General features: G+C 67.0%; 12 protein-coding genes. 11 read left to right on the forward strand and 1 reads right to left on the reverse strand.

The window, feature by feature from the left end; genetic code table 11:
* Window positions 1-149 precede the first annotated feature (149 nt).
* The 6 genes from fabA (at window position 150) to rfbC (ending at window position 5505) form a co-directional block, all read left to right on the forward strand.
* Window positions 150-674: a bifunctional 3-hydroxydecanoyl-ACP dehydratase/trans-2-decenoyl-ACP isomerase gene (gene fabA / locus CLV01_RS06570; RefSeq protein WP_012203203.1), complete on the forward strand. Its 525-nt coding sequence runs from the start codon at window positions 150-152 to the stop codon at window positions 672-674.
* Window positions 671-1894 (forward strand): beta-ketoacyl-ACP synthase I, encoded by a 1224-nt coding sequence (fabB, locus tag CLV01_RS06575; protein WP_012203204.1) that lies wholly within the window; start codon window positions 671-673, stop codon window positions 1892-1894. Before fabA ends, fabB begins: the two co-directional genes overlap by 4 nt.
* Before the next feature lie 164 nt (window positions 1895-2058).
* Entirely contained in the window at window positions 2059-3129 is a 1071-nt protein-coding gene (gene rfbB, locus CLV01_RS06580) for a dTDP-glucose 4,6-dehydratase (protein ID WP_034390233.1), read from the forward strand.
* Complete coding sequence (rfbD, locus tag CLV01_RS06585; protein WP_099734708.1) at window positions 3126-4028, forward strand: dTDP-4-dehydrorhamnose reductase; 903 nt, start codon at window positions 3126-3128, stop codon at window positions 4026-4028. Before rfbB ends, rfbD begins: the two co-directional genes overlap by 4 nt.
* Before the next feature lie 41 nt (window positions 4029-4069).
* Window positions 4070-4960 carry a glucose-1-phosphate thymidylyltransferase RfbA gene (gene rfbA, locus CLV01_RS06590; RefSeq protein ID WP_099734707.1) on the forward strand — a complete coding sequence of 297 codons (891 nt, stop codon included), beginning with the start codon at window positions 4070-4072 and terminating at the stop codon, window positions 4958-4960.
* Window positions 4957-5505: a dTDP-4-dehydrorhamnose 3,5-epimerase gene (gene rfbC / locus CLV01_RS06595; RefSeq protein WP_099734706.1), complete on the forward strand. Its 549-nt coding sequence runs from the start codon at window positions 4957-4959 to the stop codon at window positions 5503-5505. Before rfbA ends, rfbC begins: the two co-directional genes overlap by 4 nt.
* A 6-nt stretch (window positions 5506-5511) precedes the next feature.
* On the opposite strand, the gene CLV01_RS06600 is transcribed toward rfbC, so the two are convergent.
* Window positions 5512-6393, reverse strand: coding sequence for a LysR substrate-binding domain-containing protein (locus CLV01_RS06600; protein ID WP_012203209.1), 882 nt, complete (start codon window positions 6391-6393; stop codon window positions 5512-5514).
* A 213-nt stretch (window positions 6394-6606) separates the two neighbouring features.
* On the opposite strand from CLV01_RS06600, the gene CLV01_RS06605 reads away from it, so the two are divergent.
* The 5 genes from CLV01_RS06605 to CLV01_RS06625 all read left to right on the forward strand — a co-directional run bounded on the left by CLV01_RS06605 (window position 6607) and on the right by CLV01_RS06625 (window position 12878).
* Window positions 6607-8058 (forward strand): NCS1 family nucleobase:cation symporter-1, encoded by a 1452-nt coding sequence (locus CLV01_RS06605; protein WP_099734705.1) that lies wholly within the window; start codon window positions 6607-6609, stop codon window positions 8056-8058.
* Window positions 8059-8068: 10 nt separating this feature from the next.
* Window positions 8069-8809, forward strand: coding sequence for a GntR family transcriptional regulator (locus CLV01_RS06610; RefSeq protein WP_013804251.1), 741 nt, complete (start codon window positions 8069-8071; stop codon window positions 8807-8809).
* A 162-nt stretch (window positions 8810-8971) separates the two neighbouring features.
* Window positions 8972-10015 carry a putative 2-aminoethylphosphonate ABC transporter substrate-binding protein gene (locus tag CLV01_RS06615; protein ID WP_099734704.1) on the forward strand — a complete coding sequence of 348 codons (1044 nt, stop codon included), beginning with the start codon at window positions 8972-8974 and terminating at the stop codon, window positions 10013-10015.
* A 14-nt stretch (window positions 10016-10029) separates the two neighbouring features.
* Window positions 10030-11103 (forward strand): ABC transporter ATP-binding protein, encoded by a 1074-nt coding sequence (locus CLV01_RS06620; protein WP_013804249.1) that lies wholly within the window; start codon window positions 10030-10032, stop codon window positions 11101-11103.
* Window positions 11100-12878 (forward strand): putative 2-aminoethylphosphonate ABC transporter permease subunit, encoded by a 1779-nt coding sequence (locus CLV01_RS06625; RefSeq protein WP_065345365.1) that lies wholly within the window; start codon window positions 11100-11102, stop codon window positions 12876-12878. The genes CLV01_RS06620 and CLV01_RS06625 overlap by 4 nt, the downstream gene beginning before the upstream one ends.
* Window positions 12879-12897 lie beyond the last annotated feature (19 nt).

Raw genomic sequence — 12897 nt, forward strand, 5'->3', positions numbered from 1 at the left:
TTTTGTGGCAGAGTTTTGATGCGGCCTCGGGGTTTTGTTGCAGTCTGGCAACGTTCAACCCCGATAATGCGCGGCTGCATGGTCCGCTGCGGGCCGCACCCATTCAGAGATAGAGGTGGCGTCAGAGCCGCCGTGGAGCAAGTTAGACAATGGCCGATTCTTTTTCGTATGAGCAACTGATCGCTTCGGGCGAAGGCAAGCTGTTTTCCGCAGACAGCGGACGTCTTCCCCTGCCTCCCATGTTGATGTTCGACCGCATCACGCACATCGACACCGATGGTGGCGCCCACGGCCTGGGCAAGATCGTCGCCGAACTCGACATCAAGCCTGATCTCTGGTTCTTCGATTGCCATTTCCGGGGCGATCCCGTCATGCCCGGCTGCCTGGGCCTGGACGCCATGTGGCAGTTGATCGGCTTTTACCTGACCTGGCTGCGCCTTCCCGGCCGTGGCCGCGCCCTGGGCGCCGGCGAGGTCAAGTTCACGGGCGAAGTGGGTCCTGACGTCAAGCTGGTGACCTACGAAATCAACATCAAGCGCGTGATCAAGCGCAAGCTCAACATGGCCATCGGCGATGCACGCCTTCTGGCCGATGGCAAGGAAATCTACGTGGCCAATGACCTGCGCGTGGGTCTGTTCCTGCGCGAGGGTGAAGGCCAGGGAACGGCAGCATGACCAAACGTCGCGTAGTCATCACCGGCGCGGGCATTGTCTCGTGCATCGGCAACGACCTCGATACCGTGGAGACCTCGCTGCGCGAGGGCCGCACGGGCATCAAGGCCATGCCGAAGTTCACCGAACTGGGCATGCGCAGCCAGGTGGCCGGTGTGCCGGAGATCGACGTCGAGGCACGGATCGATCGCAAGCAGCTGCGCTTCATGGGCGATGCGGCAGCCTATGCGCAGATCGCGCTGGAAGATGCCATCGCCCAGGCCGGCCTGGCTCCCGAGCAGGTCAGCCATCCGCGCACGGGCCTGATCATGGGCTCGGGCGGCGGCTCGCCGGCCAACCAGATCGAGGCGGCTGACACATTGCGCGAGAAGGGCATTCGCCGCGTCGGTCCCTACCAAGTCACGCGCTGCATGAGCTCCACGGTGTCCGCCTGCCTGGCGACCAATTTCAAGGTCAAGGGCATCAACTACTCCATCACCTCGGCCTGCTCCACCTCGGCGCACTGCATCGGTGCTGCGGCACAGCAGATTGCCTGGGGCATGCAGGACGTGATGTTTGCCGGTGGCGGCGAAGAGCTGTCCTGGGGCATGGCCCTGCTGTTCGACGGCATGGGTGCCATGTCCAGCAAGCACAACGACCAGCCCGAAAAGGCTTCGCGCGCCTATGACGCCAACCGCGACGGTTTCGTGATCGCAGGCGGCGGCGGTGCCGTGGTGCTGGAAAGCCTGGAGCACGCCCAGGCCCGGGGTGCGAACATCCTGGCCGAAGTCGTGGGCTTTGGCGCCACCAGCGATGGCGAGGACATGGTCGCGCCCTCGGGCGACGGCGCCATCGCCTGCATGCAGCAGGCCCTTGAAGGCATCGAAGGCGGCGTGGACTACATCAACACCCACGGCACCTCCACGCCCGTGGGCGACATGCAGGAAGTGCGTGCCATGCGCGCGCTGTTCGGCGACCAGGTGCCGCCGTTCTCCTCCACCAAGTCGCTGACCGGCCACTCGCTGGGCGCGACCGGCGTGCAGGAAGCCATCTACTGCATGATCATGATGAACAAGGGCTTCATCGCAGGCTCGGTCAACGTGGACACGCCCGATCCGGCACTGGGCGACATGCCCCTGGTCACCCGCACGCGCGATGCCCAGTTGAACACCGTGCTGTCCAACAGCTTCGGCTTCGGTGGCACGAACGCCTCGCTGGTGCTGCGCCGCTGGCAGGGCCAGTGAACACGCCCTGGTGTGTAAAAGGCGTGTCCTGAAGGAAAAAGCCCGCCTCCTGCGGGCTTTTTTACTGGCGAGCGCCGACAATGCCCAGGTCGCGCGGGAGGCTGCACCCCATGCTGCTGCCGGATCCCCGCCCCAAGAACAATGAAATTTTGCAAGGTTGAACCATGATTCTTGTCACAGGCGGCGCTGGCTTCATCGGCGCCAATTTCGTGCTGGACTGGCTGGCTGCCGGCGATGAGCCGGTGCTCAACGTGGACAAGCTCACCTACGCCGGCAACCTCAAAAGCCTGGAGAGCCTGCAAGGCGATGCGCGCCATGTCTTCGTGCAGGCCGACATCGGCGACGGCCAGACCCTGGCCCGTCTGCTGGCCGAGCACAGGCCGCGCGCCGTGGTCAACTTCGCGGCCGAGAGCCATGTGGACCGCTCCATCCATGGCCCCGAGGACTTCATCCAGACCAACGTGGTCGGCACCTTCCGCCTGCTCGAAGCCGTGCGCGGCTACTGGAGCGCGCTGGATGCCGAGGCCAAGGCGGCCTTCCGCTTCCTGCATGTCTCCACTGACGAGGTCTATGGCAGCCTGGCGCCTGCGGCACCGGCCTTTACAGAAGACCACCTCTACGAGCCCAACAGCCCGTACTCGGCCAGCAAGGCCGCCAGCGACCACCTGGTGCGCGCCTGGCACCACACCTACGGCCTGCCCGTGCTGACGACCAACTGCAGCAACAACTACGGCCCGCTGCATTTTCCCGAGAAGCTGATCCCGCTGATGATCGTCAACGCCCTGGCCGGCAAGCCGCTGCCCATCTATGGCGACGGCATGCAGGTACGCGACTGGCTCTATGTGCGCGACCACTGCAGCGCCATCCGCCGCGTGCTGGAGGCCGGCAGGCTGGGCGACACCTACAACGTGGGCGGCTGGAACGAGAAGCCCAACGTCGAGATCGTGAACACGGTCTGCGCGCTGCTCGACGAGCTGCGCCCCAAGGCCGATGGCACCAGCTACAGCGCACAGATCACCTATGTGAAGGACCGGCCCGGCCATGACCGGCGCTATGCCATCGACGCGCGCAAGCTCGAGCGCGAACTGGGCTGGAAGCCTGCCGAGACCTTCGAGACCGGCATCCGCAAGACCGTGCAGTGGTATCTGGACAACCCCGAATGGGTGGCTGATGTGCAGTCTGGCGCCTACCGCGAATGGGTGAGCCGCCAGTACACGGAGGGAGCCGGCGCATGAAGCTGCTGCTGCTGGGCCGCAATGGCCAGGTGGGCTGGGAGCTGCAGCGCAGCCTGGCGCCACTGGGCGAGCTGATTGCGCTGGACCGCCAGGGCGACGCTGGTGGCCAGGGCCTGTGCGGCGATCTCTCGCGCCTCGATGAGCTTGCACAGACCGTGCGCGCTCTGCGCCCCGATGTCATCGTCAATGCCGCGGCCCACACGGCCGTGGACAAGGCCGAAAGCGAGCCTGACCAGGCGCGGCTGCTCAACGCGCTGGCACCCCAGGTGCTGGCCCGCGAGGCGGCGCAGACCGGTGCGCTGCTGGTGCACTACAGCACGGACTACGTCTTCGACGGCAGCGGCAGAGTCGCGCGCACGGAGACCGAGGCCACGGCGCCGCTGTCCGTCTATGGCAGCAGCAAGCTCGAAGGCGAGCAGCTGATCCAGGCTTCGGGCTGCCGCCACCTGATCTTTCGCACCAGTTGGGTCTATGCGGCGCGCGGTGGCAACTTCGCCAAGACCATGCTGCGCCTGGCCCAGGAGCGCGAGGCGCTGAGCGTGATCGACGACCAATGGGGCGCACCGACGGGCGCGGACCTCATCGCCGACGTCACGGCCCATGCCATTCGCCAGCTGCAGCGCCAACCCGGCGACCAGGGCCTGTACCACCTGGTGGCCGGTGGCGAGACCACCTGGCATGCCTACGCCAGCCATGTGATCGCCAAGGCGCGCGAACTCGCGCCCGAACGCCCCTGGAAGGTGCAGCGCATAGCTGCCGTGCCCACCAGCGCCTTTCCCACCCCGGCGCAGCGTCCGCACAATTCCCGGCTGGACACCGACCGGCTGCAGCAGACCTTCGGCCTGCGCCTGCCGCACTGGCAGGCCGGCGTGGACCGCATGCTGCAGGAAATCATCTGAGCGCGGTCTCGCGACTCAGCACGAACGACAGGACCCACCCCATGAACGCGCAACGCAAAGGCATCATCCTCGCTGGCGGCTCCGGCACCCGCCTGCACCCGGCCACGCTGGCCATCAGCAAGCAACTGCTGCCGGTCTACGACAAGCCGATGATCTACTACCCGCTGAGCGCCCTCATGCTCGCGGGCATCCGCGAAATCCTCGTGATCAGCACCCCGCAGGACACGCCGCGCTTCGAGCAGTTGCTGGGCGACGGCTCGCAGTGGGGCCTGAAGCTGGAGTACGCCGTCCAGCCCAGCCCGGATGGCCTGGCCCAGGCCTTTTTGATCGCCGAAGACTTCCTGGCCGGCGCCCCCAGCGCCCTGGTGCTGGGTGACAACATCTACTACGGACACGATTTCCCCCGCCTGCTCGAACGCGCTGACGCGCGCAGCGAAGGTGCCACGGTGTTTGCCTACCATGTGCAGGACCCGGACCGCTATGGCGTGGCCGAGTTCGATGCCCAGGGCCGGGTTCTTTCCCTGGAGGAAAAGCCCAAGCAGCCCAGGAGCAACTACGCGGTCACGGGCCTGTATTTCTACGACAACCAGGTCGTTGAGCTGGCCAAGTCCATCAAGCCCTCGGCGCGCGGCGAGCTGGAAATCACCGACCTCAACCGCCTGTATCTGGACAAGGGCCAGCTCAATGTGGAGCTCATGGGCCGTGGCTATGCCTGGCTGGACACGGGCACGCACGACAGCCTGCTGGAGGCAGGCCAGTTCATCGCCACGCTGCAGCAGCGCCAGGGCCTGAAGGTGTCATGCCCCGAGGAGATCGCCTTCCGCCAGGGCTGGATAGATCGCGCCCAGCTCGAGACGCTGGGCCAGGCCCTGGCCAAGAATGGCTACGGCCAGTACCTGCTGCAGATCCTCAAGGAAAAGGTGCACGCATGAAGGCAACACCCCAGGCCATTCCCGAGGTGATGCTGATCGAGCCCAAGGTGTTTGGCGACGATCGCGGCTTCTTCCTCGAAAGCTTCAACCAGCAGGCCTTCAACCAGGCCACGGGCACGGACCACCAGTTCGTGCAGGACAACCACAGCCGCAGCAAGAAGGGCGTGCTGCGCGGCCTGCACTACCAGCTGCCTCCCCATGCCCAGGGCAAGCTCGTGCGCGTGGTGCGCGGCGCCGTGTTCGACGTGGCCGTGGACATCCGCAAGGGCTCGCCGACCTTCGGCCAGTGGGTGGGCGCCGAGCTGACGGAAGACAACCACCGCCAGCTGTGGGTGCCCCCAGGCTTTGCCCACGGCTTCGTGGTGCTCAGCGACAGCGCCGACTTCCTCTACAAGGCCACGGCCTTCTACGCGCCCCAGGCCGATCGCGGCATTGCCTGGGACGACCCGGCCATCGGCGTGCAATGGCCGCAGCTCGATGTGGAGATGTCGCTGTCGGACAAGGATCTCAAGCAGCCGCTGCTGGCGGATGCCGAGCTGGCCTGAGCCGGTTCACATCTGGTCCGGCAGCACCCCGCCCGGCACGGCTTCCTCCAGAAAGCCGGCGATCAGCCGGGCCTGGCGGCGTTCGCGCAGGCAGTACAGGTATTCGGGCAGGCGCGGCACGGGGCCTGCGAAGGGCAGGACGACGATGTCGGGGTGGGCCGAGGCTTCATGCCGGGCGAAGACGCTGATGCCCATGTCGCGGATCACGGCCTCGCGGATGGCTTCGCGGCTGGCGATTTCCATGATGTGGCGCGGTGCCAGGCCGGCGGCGGCCAGCATCTGTTCGGTGAGCTGGCGCGTCATGGAGCCGCGCTCGCGCAGGATCAGCGTGTCGTGCACCAGATCGGACGCCTGCACCATGGTGCGCTGCGCCAGCCGGTGGCTGCGGTGCACCAGCAGGGCCAGCGGGTCCTGGCCCAGCTCCACGCGCAGCAGGCGCGGATCACCTTCCAGGTGCGATGAGGTCGCCAGGTCCACCTGGTAGTCCACCAGCGCCTGCACCATCTGGCGCGAGTTGCCGCCCACGATGGCCACTTCCACCCGCTCGAAGCGCCGCTGGTAGCGCTTGACGATGTCCAGCACGTAGTAGGGCGCCGTCGCGCCTATGCGCAGCTGGCCCTGGCTGGCATCGCCCGAATGGCGCAGCGCCGACTCCAGCTGGATGGTCTGCAGCAGCAATTGCTCGACCTGGGGCAGCAGGCGCAAGCCGGCATCGGTGATGGACAGCCGTCCGCCCTGGCGATGGAACAGCTCCACGCCGTAGTGCTCTTCCAGCGCGCGGATCTGGGTGGTCACGGTGGGCTGGCTCAGTGCGAGCTGGCGCGCGGCTTGCGTGATGCTGCCAAGGCGGGCGACCCAGAAAAAGGACTTGAGCTGCGTGACGAACATGGCGGGGTTGGAGGGAGGGTAGGTCCGGCTCCATATTTCACCATGTCGCCGCAGCCCGAAGGCCTGCGGTGGCCGGGTATGTCCCGGGAAAAAACTCCTGCGCCGAAAGGCACACTTCTTGCATACCAGTTTGCGTGCCAGTTTGTGTGCCAGCTGATCATGGGTTTCGGCTGGTCTTGTGTCAGTGATTACTCGTGGTCAAGGAGCGCATCAATGGACATCCGCAACCCCTCGCCAGGTCTCTACAACGAAGATCTGGCGCCCACCAGGGACCGCCGTTGGGGCGCCTTCAGCATCTTCAACGTCTGGACTTCGGACGTGCACAGCCTCTGGGGCTACTACCTGGCGGCCAGCCTGTTTCTGCTGTGCGGCAGCTTCGTCAATTTTCTGATCGCCATCGGCATCAGTTCCCTGGTCATCTTTTTTCTGATGAACCTGGTGGGCTATGCGGGCGAGAAGACCGGCGTGCCCTACCCGGTGCTGGCGCGTGCCTCGTTCGGGGTTTGGGGTGCGAATCTGGCGGCGCTTGTGCGCGCCGTCGTGGCCTGCTTCTGGTATGGCGCGCAGACGGCGGCCGCCTCGGGCGCCATGGTGGCGCTGATGGTGCGCAATGACGCCCTGCTGTCCTTCCACCAGACCACGCACTGGCTGGGCCATTCGGGGCTGGAGGTGATCTGCTACGTGGTCATCTGGGCCTTGCAGCTGCTGATCATCCAAAGGGGCATGGAGACCGTGCGGCGATTCCAGGACTGGGCCGGGCCTGCCGTGTGGATCGCCATGCTGGTGCTGGCCATCGGCCTGTGCGTGAAGGCCGGCGGCTTCAGCTTCGACCATGGCATTCCCATGGATGTGCTGCTGGACAAGACCAAGGATGCGGGGGTGAGCGGCGCGCCGGGCAGCTTCTGGGCGCTGATGGCCGTGGGCGCGACCTGGATCACCTACTTTGCGGCGCTGTACCTGAACTTCTGCGACTTCTCGCGCTATGCGAAGAACAAGGAGGCGGTCGCCAAGGGCAACCTCTGGGGCCTGCCCGTGAATCTGATCGCTTTCTCGCTGGTGGCCGGCATCACCACGATTGCGGCCTTCAAGGTCTATGGCGAGGTACTGCTGCATCCCGAGCAGATCTCGGCCAAGTTCGACAGCTGGGTGCTGGCCCTGCTGGCCGCCGTCACCTTTGCCGTGGCCACGCTGGGCATCAACGTGGTGGCCAACTTCGTCTCGGCGGCCTTCGATATTTCCAACGTGTTTCCCAAGCGCATCGACTTCAAGCGCGGCGGATACATCGCCGCACTGATCGCCCTGGCTCTCTACCCCTTTGCACCATGGGAGGGCGGGGCTGCCCACTTCGTGAACGCCATCGGCGCCACCATGGGGCCGCTGCTGGGCATCATCCTGGTGGACTACTACCTGGTGGCCAAGGGCAACATCAACGTGGCCGCGCTGTATGACGAACATGGCGAATACCGCTACGAGGGCGGCTGGAACGTCAACGCGCTCATCGCCACCGGCATCGGCAGCGTGTTCTCCACCATCCTGCCCAACTTCACCAGCCTGCTGCCGGTCTGGTGGGGCACCTACGGCTGGTTCTTCGGCGTGCTGGTCGGCGGCAGCGTGTACTGGGTGATGGCCACGCTGCGCCCGCGCCGCATTCCGGCCGCGGCCTGAGGAGGCTGCCATGTCCGAGCCGCAGGATGCGCCGGCCACCGGGCCGGCCTTGATTGCCGAGCGTGTCATGCGCTCCATCGTCGAGCGCAAGCTGCGCCCTGGCGAACGCCTGGGCGAAAAGGAACTGGCCGAGGTCTTCGGCGTGAGCCGCACCATGGTGCGCGAGGCGCTGATGCAGCTGCAGGCGCGCGGCTTCGTCGAGGTGCGCTCGCGCCAGGGCTGGTACGTGGTCGAGCCCTCATTCGAGGAAGCCCAGGAAACCTATGCCGCGCGCCGCGTGCTGGAGTCCGGCATGCTGCGCGACGCGGGCCGGCCGCTGCAGGCGGCCATACGCACGCTGCGCGAGCATGTGGCCCAGGAGCGGGGCGCCATCGCCGAGGCCGACAACGCCGGCCAGCGCAGCGTGCTGCTGGCCGACTTCCATGTCTGCCTGGCCGAGCAGATGGGCAACCGCTTTCTCACGGCCATGATGGCCGACCTCTCGGCGCGCACCACCCTGGTGTCTGCGCTGTACCAGTCGCAGACCGAGGCACAGCACTCCAATGCCGACCACGAGGCCATCGTCGATGCGCTGGCGGCCGGCGACATGGCGCGCGCCGAGCAACTGATGCGCGAGCACATCGACGCGCTGGCCGCGCGGCTGGATCAGAACCTTGCCCACCGCGCGCGCCTGCAGGACCGGCTGCTGGATGCGCTGCAGCCCCAGGCGGCGCAGGCAACGCGCACAGGCAGGGGCAAGCCGCGCGGCTGAAGAGACGGGGTGGGCGATGGGTGGGACTCCCAAATCCGCCAATACCCGCTTCGCCAAATTTCCGTTGTGTGACACGGGCGTTTCACCTGCGCTTCCTAAAGTGGGTGTCAGAGGTGGTGAACCTGCCACCTGTCCACGAACCCATAACGGAACTGCCACGCCATGCGCCACACCCTTGCCTCCCTGGGCCGCCGCCTCGCCATTGCCTCTGCGGCGCTGACCGTCGCCTCCTTCGCATCCCTGGCCCACGCGGCCAAGACCGAGCTGCTGGTCTACAGCGCGCTGGAGGCCGACCAGATCAAGGCCTACAAGAGCGGCTTCGAGAAGGCCCATCCCGATATCGAACTCAAGTTCGTGCGTGACAGCACGGGCATCATCACGGCCCGCCTGCTGGCCGAAAAGGCCAATCCCCAGGCCGACGTGATCTGGGGCGTGGCCGCCACCTCGCTGATGCTGCTGGACAAGCAGGGCATGCTCCAGCCCTACGCGCCCAAGGGCCTGGACAAGGTGCGCGCCAACATGCGCGATCCGCGCGCCCAGCCAACCTGGGTGGGCATGGACCTGTGGTCCTCGGCCATCTGCTTCAACACCGTGGAGGCCGGCAAGCGCAAGCTGCCCGTGCCCGCCAGCTGGGCCGACCTGGTCAGGCCCGAGTTCAAGGGCACGATCACCATGCCCCACCCGGCCTCCAGCGGCACGGGCTACCTGATGGTCGCGGCCTGGCTGCAGATCATGGGCGAGGAAAAGGGCTGGGCATACATGGACGGTCTGCACCAGAACATGGGCGTGTACACGCACAGCGGCTCCAAACCCTGCCGCCAGGCGGGGGCCGGCGAGTTTCCCGTGGGCCTGAGCTTCGAGTACCGCGCCAGCAAGACCAGGAAGGACGGTGCGCCCATCGACATCGTCTTCCCGCAGGAAGGCCTGGGCTGGGACGTGGAGGCCACGGCCATCCTCAAGACCAGCAAGAAGCAGGAAGCCGCCAAGGCCCTGGCCGACTGGGCCGTCACGCCCGAGGCCAACAAGCTGTACGCCGCCAACTTCGCCGTGCTGGCCTTGCCCGAGGCGCAGGAGAAGCTGGAGTTCATCCCCGCCGATCTGGAAAAGCGGTTGGCGAAGAACGATTTCAACTGGGCCGCCGATAACCGCGACCGCATCCTGGCCGAGTGGAGCCGCCGCTACGAAGCCAAGGCAGAGAAAAAGTAAGCCGGAGCCACGCCATGCTGCGCATAGACCATATCGCCAAGCGCTACCGCGAGCAGCAGGTGCTGCGCGGCATTGACCTGAACGTTGAGGCGGGCGAGTTCGTCAGCCTGCTCGGCCCTTCGGGCTGCGGCAAGACCACGCTGCTGCGCATCGTCTGCGGCATCGACATGCCTGACGAGGGCAGGGTGCTGTTCGAGGGCGATGACATCACGCGCTGGCCGGCCGCACGCCGTGGCTTTGGCGTGGTGTTCCAGAGCTATGCGCTGTTTCCCAATCTCACGGCCGCGCAGAACGTGGCCTTCGGGCTGAACGGGCAGCCTGCGGCGCAGGCGCGCGAGCGTGTGGCCGAGATGCTGTCCCTGGTGGGCCTGGGCGCGCAGGCCCAGCGCTACCCGGCCCAGCTGTCGGGCGGCCAGCAGCAGCGCGTGGCCCTGGCCCGTGCGCTGGCGCCCCGGCCGCGCCTGCTGCTGCTCGACGAGCCGCTGTCCGCGCTCGATGCCCAGGTGCGCACCGAGCTGCGCAGCGAGATCCGCCAGTTGCAGCGCCAGCTGGGCATTGCCTCCATCATGGTCACGCACGACCAGGAAGAGGCCTTGTCCATGGCCGACCGCGTGGTGCTCATGCACCAGGGCCGCATCGAGCAGCAGGGCTCGCCCGAGCAGCTCTATGCCCGGCCCGTGAGCCAGTTCGCGGCCGGCTTCGTGGGCCGCATGAACCTGCTGCCGGCCACGGCCGAATCGGCGGACCAGGTGCGCATCGGCGAGGCCAGCCTGCGCTGCGCGCTGGCCGGTTTCGAGCCTGGCGCTGCCCTGCTGGTGGGCGTGCGGCCCGAGAGCGTGGTGCTGCACCCGGCCCAGCCCACGGCATTGGCCAACCTGTTCCGCGCCCGCGTGGTGGAGACCTCCTTCCTGGGATCGATGGCCCTGGTGCGCCTGTTCAGCCCCACGCTGCAATGCCAGGTTGACGCCCAGTGGCCCCTGCGCCACGACGTGGGCCTGCCCGACTGGCTGCAGGGCGAGGTGCTGATGGAGCTGCCCGCCGCCGCGCTGCAGCCGTTGGCGGCGCCCGACGCGAGGAAGGCCGCATGAGCGCGCATCCCATGGACACGGCCATTTCCGTGCCTGTGCCCGTCCCCGTGCCGGTGGACCGCTCCGTTTCCGCCCGCCGCAGCGCGCCTGCAGGGCCCGTGCGTCCGCGGGGGCGCAGCGCAGGCTGGGAGCGCTGGTGGCTGGGCGCACTGGTGCTGGGCGCACTGGCCTGGCTGCTGGCCACCATCGCCCTGCCGGTCGCCAGCCTGCTGGGCAGGAGTTTCTGGGACGACACGGGCCGCTTCACGGGCCTGGCCCAGTTCATCACCTATGCGCGCATGCCGGGCGTGGCGCAATCGCTGTTCAACAGCCTGTGGCTGTCGGCCGTGAGCAGCACGGTCTGCGTGCTGCTGGCCTATGTCTATGCCTATGGCGTGGTGCGCAGCTGCATGCCGCTGGCGCGCTGGTTCCGGGGCCTGGCGCTGGTGCCGCTGCTGGCGCCTTCGCTGCTCATGGCCATCAGCCTGATCTACCTGTTCGGCAGCCAGGGCCTGCTCAAGGGCTGGCTGCAGGGGGGCTCGGCCTACGGGCCCTTCGGCATCATCGTGGGCTCGGTGCTCTGGACCTTTCCGCATGCGCTGATGATTCTGTGCACCACGCTGGCCTCGGGCGATGCGCGCCTGTACGAGGCGGCCGCCACGCTGGGCGCCAGCCGCTGGCGCAGCTTCCGCCAGGTCACGCTGCCAGCCAGCCGCTACGGGCTGATGATTTCCTGGATCGTGGTCTTCGTGCTCGTGGTGACCGACTTCGGCGTGCCCAAGGTCATTGGCGGCAACACGGCCATGCTGGCCACCGATATCTACAAGCAGGTCATAGGCCAGCAAAACCTGTCCATGGGTGCCGTGGTGGCCATGCTGCTGCTGGTGCCGGCCGGCCTGGCCTTTGCGGCAGAGCGCCATTTGCGTGCGCGGCAGGCGGCGACCATGGGCGTGCGCTCCGTGCCGCTGGTGCCCCAGCCCCATGCGCCGCTGGACCGCGCGCTGCTTGCCTACTGCGCGCTGGTGGCGCTGGCGCTGCTGGCCGTCATGGGCACGGCCGTGCTGGCCTCCCTGGTCAGCTACTGGCCGTACAACCTCACGCTGACGTTCAAGAACTACCGCTTCGACATGATGGACGGCGGCGGCTGGGCCAGCTATGGCAACTCGCTGTCCATGGCGCTGGCCACGGCGGTGGTGGGGGCGGTGCTGAGTTTTGTGACCGCCTACCTGGTGGCCAAGCCACAGCGCTGGGCACGCACGCGCCAGTGGCTGCATGCCGTGGCCACGCTGCCCATGGCCGTGCCGGGGCTGGCGCTGGGCCTGGGCTACATCCTGTTCTTCAATGCCCAGGGCAATCCGCTGCATTTTCTGTACGGCAGCATGGCCATCCTGGTGCTGTGTTCGGTGGCGCATTTCTTCTCGGTGGCGCACATCACGCAACTGGCCGCGCTGCAGCAGCTCGATGCCGAATACGAGCGCGTGGCCGATTCCCTGGGCGTGGCCTTCTGGACGCTGCTGTGGCGCGTGCACCTGCCGGTGTGCATGCCCGTAGTGATGCAGGTGGCCGGTTACTTCTTCGTCAACGCCATGACCACGGTGTCGGCCGTGGTGTTCCTCTACTCGCCCGAGACCACGCTGGCCTCGGTGGCGGTGCTGGCCATGGACGACGCGGGCGACACCGCGCCCGCCGCCGCCATGGCCACGCTGATCTTTGCCACCGCCGCCACGGGCCGGCTGCTGATCGCGGCGCTGGATGCCTGGGTGCAGCGGCGCACGCAGCGCTGGCGCCAGCGCTGATTCCTTCTCTCTTCCTCCC

Origin of the sequence: Delftia sp. 60 (assembly GCF_002754395.1) — a bacterium.
Classification (GTDB): domain Bacteria; phylum Pseudomonadota; class Gammaproteobacteria; order Burkholderiales; family Burkholderiaceae_C; genus Comamonas; species Comamonas acidovorans.

What these genes read in the sequence shown, in the direction of transcription:
- CLV01_RS06610 (WP_013804251.1), top strand. Translation starts at nt 8,069, where the DNA reads ATGTCCGAGCCGCAGGATGCGCCGGCCACCGGGCCGGCCTTGATTGCC.
- fabB (WP_012203204.1), top strand. Translation starts at nt 671, where the DNA reads ATGACCAAACGTCGCGTAGTCATCACCGGCGCGGGCATTGTCTCGTGC.
- rfbB (WP_034390233.1), top strand. Translation starts at nt 2,059, where the DNA reads ATGATTCTTGTCACAGGCGGCGCTGGCTTCATCGGCGCCAATTTCGTG.
- rfbA (WP_099734707.1), top strand. Translation starts at nt 4,070, where the DNA reads ATGAACGCGCAACGCAAAGGCATCATCCTCGCTGGCGGCTCCGGCACC.
- CLV01_RS06625 (WP_065345365.1), top strand. Translation starts at nt 11,100, where the DNA reads ATGAGCGCGCATCCCATGGACACGGCCATTTCCGTGCCTGTGCCCGTC.
- CLV01_RS06620 (WP_013804249.1), top strand. Translation starts at nt 10,030, where the DNA reads ATGCTGCGCATAGACCATATCGCCAAGCGCTACCGCGAGCAGCAGGTG.
- rfbC (WP_099734706.1), top strand. Translation starts at nt 4,957, where the DNA reads ATGAAGGCAACACCCCAGGCCATTCCCGAGGTGATGCTGATCGAGCCC.
- fabA (WP_012203203.1), top strand. Translation starts at nt 150, where the DNA reads ATGGCCGATTCTTTTTCGTATGAGCAACTGATCGCTTCGGGCGAAGGC.
- CLV01_RS06605 (WP_099734705.1), top strand. Translation starts at nt 6,607, where the DNA reads ATGGACATCCGCAACCCCTCGCCAGGTCTCTACAACGAAGATCTGGCG.
- CLV01_RS06600 (WP_012203209.1), bottom strand. Translation starts at nt 6,393, where the DNA reads ATGTTCGTCACGCAGCTCAAGTCCTTTTTCTGGGTCGCCCGCCTTGGC.
- rfbD (WP_099734708.1), top strand. Translation starts at nt 3,126, where the DNA reads ATGAAGCTGCTGCTGCTGGGCCGCAATGGCCAGGTGGGCTGGGAGCTG.
- CLV01_RS06615 (WP_099734704.1), top strand. Translation starts at nt 8,972, where the DNA reads ATGCGCCACACCCTTGCCTCCCTGGGCCGCCGCCTCGCCATTGCCTCT.